Genomic DNA, 4582 nt, shown 5'->3' with positions numbered 1-4582 from the left:
TGACGGTGGCTGCGTGTGACGTGGCCGATCGTGAGGCGCTGGCGGGGGTGTTGGCCGCGATCCCGGCGGAGTACCCCCTCACCGCCGTCATCCACACCGCCGGAATCGGCGACCCGACCTCGCTGGTGGACGCCGATCTCGACGGCGTCGCGGAGGTCCTGGCCGCGAAGGTCGGCGGAGCCGTCAACCTGGACGCCCTCCTCGGCGACCGGCCGCTGGACGCCTTCGTCCTCTTCTCCTCGATCGCGGCCACCTGGGGCAGCGGCCACCAGGGCGCCTACTCGGCGGCGAACGCCTTCCTGGACGGACTGGCCGAGCAGCGCCGGGCCCGCGGGCTGACGGCCACCGCTGTCGCCTGGGGTCCCTGGGCCGGTGACGGCATGGGCGGCGGCGAGCCCGGCGAGCAGATGAGCCGGCGTGGGGTGCCGGGCCTCGACCCCGAGACGGCGATCCGCGCCCTGCAGTACGCCGTGGACTGCGGCGACCGGACCGTGACCGTCGCGGACGTGGTCTGGGACCGCTTCACGGCGGCCTTCACCTCGGTCCGGCCCAGCCCCCTGATCGGCGACCTGCCGGAGGTGCGGCAGCTGTTCGCGTCGGCCGAGGAGCGGACCGAATCGGCCCAGTCGGAGACCGGCGGGTCGGCACTGGCCCAGCGGCTGAGCGGGCTGCCGCAGGCGGAGCGCAACCGGGTGCTGCGGGAACTGGTCGTGGCCGAGATGGCCAAGGTGCTGGGCCACGCCTCGGCGGAATCGGTGGACGCCTCCAGGACGTTCCAGGAGCTCGGCTTCGACTCGCTCGCCGCCGTCGACCTGGCCAACGGCCTGAAGGCCGCGACCGGCTGCCGACTGGCGGCCACGATGGTCTTCGACTATCCGACCGCGGATGATCTGGTCGGCCACCTGCGGGAAGAGCTCGGCGACGACGGGGATTCCGCGGCCGACGCGGAGTTCTCCGAGATCGACCAGCTGGAGGCACGCCTCGCGGCCACCGAGTCGGACGACGCCGTGCGGGCCAGGATCACCGGCCGCCTGGAGATCCTGCTCGCCAAGTGGAAGGGCAGCACCGGTGCGCCGGCCGGTGCCTCCGTGGCCGCACAGCTTGAAGCAGCGTCAGATGACGAGATCTTCGACCTTCTCGGCAACGAGTTCGGCATCTCCTGATCGTCCAGAACCAGTCCGCCGAACTACTTTCTTGGGATACCCGAATGGCCACTGAAGAGAAGCTCCGTTACTTCCTCAAGCGCGTCACCGCGGACCTGCACGACGTGCGCGAGCGCCTGCGGACGGTCGAGGACAAGGACCAGGAACCGATCGCGATCGTGTCGATGAGCTGCCGCTACCCGGGCGGCGTGCGGTCGCCCGAGGACCTGTGGCAGCTCGTCGCCGAGGGCGGCGACGCGATCTCCGACTTCCCGACCGACCGCGGCTGGGACGTGGAGCAGCTTTACGACGCCGACCCCGAGCAGCACGGCAAGACGTACGTGCGGGAGGGCGGGTTCCTCTACGACGCGGCAATGTTCGATGCCGGGTTCTTCGGGATCAGCCCCCGCGAGGCACAGGCGATGGACCCCCAGCAGCGGGTGTTGCTGGAGGCCGCCTGGGAGGTCCTGGAACGGGCCGGAATGGATGCGCTGTCCCTGAAGGGGAGCCGGACGGGCGTCTTCGTCGGCGGCATGTCGCAGGACTACGGTCCGCGCCTGCAGGAGGCGACGGAGGAGGTCGAGGGGTACATCCTGACCGGCACGGCCGGCAGCGTCATGTCCGGACGCATCTCCTACCTGCTCGGCCTGGAAGGGCCGGCGCTCACGGTGGACACCGCGTGCTCCTCCTCGCTGGTCGCCCTGCACCTGGCGGTGCAGGCACTGCGCCAGGGTGAGTGCACCCTGGCGCTGGCCGGCGGCGTGACCGTCCTGGCGACGCCGGAGGGCTTCATCGAGTTCAGCCGCCAGCGCGGCCTCGCGCCGAACGGCCGGTGCAAGCCGTTCGCGGCCGCGGCCGACGGCACCAGCTGGGGCGAAGGCGTCGGCATGCTGCTGCTGGAGCGGCTCTCGGACGCGCAGCGCAACGGCCACCAGATCCTCGCGGTGGTCCGGGGCAGTGCCGTCAACCAGGATGGTGCGTCGAACGGTCTGACCGCACCGAACGGTCCCTCGCAGCAGCGCGTCATCCGGCAGGCCCTGGCGAGCGCGCGCCTGACGGCCGACCAGGTGGACGTCGTGGAGGCGCACGGGACGGGTACCAAGCTGGGTGACCCGATCGAGGCGCAGGCGCTCATCGCCACCTACGGCCAGGAGCACACGGCCGAACGCCCGCTGTGGCTCGGCTCGTTGAAGTCCAACATCGGTCACACCCAGGCGGCCGCCGGTGTGGGCGGCATCATCAAGATGGTGATGGCGATGCGGCACGGGGTGCTGCCGCGCACCCTGCACGTGGACGAGCCCACCCCGCACGTGGACTGGTCGGCGGGCACGGTGGAACTGCTCTCCGAGGCCCGCGACTGGCCGGAGACCGGGGAGCCGCGGCGGGCCGCCGTCTCGTCCTTCGGCGTGAGCGGCACCAACGCGCACGTGATCCTGGAGCAGACTCCGGCCGTCGGGACGGCCGAGGGCGGCGCGGACGCGGGTTCGGACGCGGGTTCGGATGCCGGTTCGGACACGGCACCGGAAGCCGCCGGGGCCGTCGCCCTGGGCCGTCTCCCCATGGTGCCGTGGCCGATCTCGGGCCGGAGCGCGCCGGCCCTGCAGGCCCAGGCGCTGCAGCTGCGCGGCCACCTGGACGCGCACCCCGAGCTGGACGTCACCGACGTGGGCCACGCCCTCGCCACCACGCGCGCCGCCCTCGAACACCGGGCCGTCCTGCTGGCCGAGGACCGCGAGGGCTGCCTGCAGCGCCTCGACGCGCTGGCGCGCGGCGAGCTGGTGCCCGGCGTGGCGCGCTCGGCGGCCGCACCCAAGGCCGCCGCCGTGTTCGTGTTCCCGGGACAGGGCTCGCAGTGGGTCGGCATGGCGCTGGACCTGTTCGACTCCTCGGCCGTGTTCCGGGACCGGCTGCAGGCGTGCGCCACCGCTCTCGAACCGTTCGTGGACTGGTCCCTGGTCGACGTCCTGCGCAGTCGTCCCGGCGCCCCGACCCTGGACCGCGTGGACGTCGTCCAGCCGGCTCTGTTCGCGGTCATGGTCTCGCTGGCTGACGTGTGGCGCTCGCTGGGCGTGCAGCCCGCCGCGGTGCTGGGCCACAGCCAGGGCGAGATCGCGGCAGCCTGTGTCGCCGGCGCACTGTCGCTGGAGGATGCGGCCCGGGTGGTGACGCTGCGCAGCCAGGCGCTGGCCGTCGAACTGTCCGGCAAGGGCGGCATGGTGTCCGTCCCGCTGTCGCCGGACGAGCTGGCGCCGGTCATGGAGCCGTGGGGCGACGCGCTCTCGGTGGCGGCCGTGAACGGCCCGTCCTCGGTGGTGGTCGCCGGCGAGCCCGGCGCTCTGGACGGTCTGCTGGCCGCCTGCGAGGAGCGGGCCGTCCGGGCCCGCCGGATCCCGGTGGACTACGCCTCGCACACCCACCAGGTGGAGGCCATCCGCGAACACCTGCTGGACGTGCTGTCGCCCGTCACGCCGCGCCCCTCGGACGTCCCGTTCTACTCCACGGTGACCGGCGGCCTGCTGGACACCACCGAGCTGGACGCCGCGTACTGGTACCGCAACCTGCGGCAGACCGTGCGGTTCGAGGAGACCACGCGACTGCTGCTCGCCCAGGGCAACCTCGCCTTCGTGGAGGTCAGCCCCCACCCGGTGCTGACCATGGGCGTGCAGGAGAGCATCGACGCCGCCCAGCGGGACAGCTCCGCACGGCCGGACGCCGGGACGCCCGTCGTTGTGGGCACCCTGCGCCGGGATGCCGACGGGCCGCACAGCCTGCTGACCTCGCTGGCCGAGCTGCACGTCAATGGCGTGGCGGTGGACTGGCGAGCCGTCTTCTCCGGCCACCGGCCGCAGCGGGTGGAACTGCCCACCTACGCCTTCCAGCGCGAGTACCACTGGCTGGAGTCGGGGAAGCCGGCCGACGGACCGGTCCCGGAGGCCTACCGCGAGGAGAGCTCCTTCTGGGGCGCGGTCGAGCGAGGGGACACGGCGGCGCTGTCGGGGGTGCTGGGAGTCGACGGCGAGACGCTGGACGGGGTGCTGCCGGCGCTGACGTCGTGGCGTCGACGCAGCGTCGAGCACGCGGCGGTGGACGGCTGGCGGTACCGGGTCGAATGGCGGCCGCTGGGTGAGGCGGCTGGTGCGGGGCTGTCGGGTGTGTGGGTGCTGGCGCTGCCGTCGTGTGGTGCGGGTGAGTTGGCTGAGGGTGTTGAGGCTGCGCTGGAGGCGTTCGGTGCGGCTGGGGTTGTGCGGGTGGTGGTTGACGGCGCCTCGGATCGGGGTGTGGTCGCCGGGGTGTTGCGTGAGGCCGTGGAGTCGGTCGGTGGTGAGGTGCGGGGTGTGGTCTCGTTGCTGGCGCTGGCGGAGGGTGAACTCGGTTGTGTGCCGCTTGGGCTGGCGGGTTCCCTGCTGCTGGTTCAGGGGTTGGGGGATGCCGGGTTCGAG

General features: G+C 72.7%; 2 protein-coding genes. Both read left to right on the top strand.

Annotated features, from left to right (window positions below):
• A partial coding sequence (locus ACFQ87_RS44515; protein ID WP_380616760.1) for a KR domain-containing protein occupies positions 1-1163 on the top strand: 1163 nt, incomplete at its 5' end.
• A 44-nt stretch (positions 1164-1207) separates the two neighbouring features.
• Positions 1208-4582: type I polyketide synthase (locus tag ACFQ87_RS44510; RefSeq protein WP_380616759.1), on the top strand; the 3375-nt coding region annotated here is incomplete at its 3' end.

Origin of the sequence: Kitasatospora sp. NPDC056531 (assembly GCF_042794375.1) — a bacterium.
Lineage (GTDB): Bacteria > Actinomycetota > Actinomycetes > Streptomycetales > Streptomycetaceae > Kitasatospora.
The sequence above is the reverse complement of the archived record's forward strand: the minus strand, read 5'-3'. Positions and strand labels throughout refer to the sequence as shown.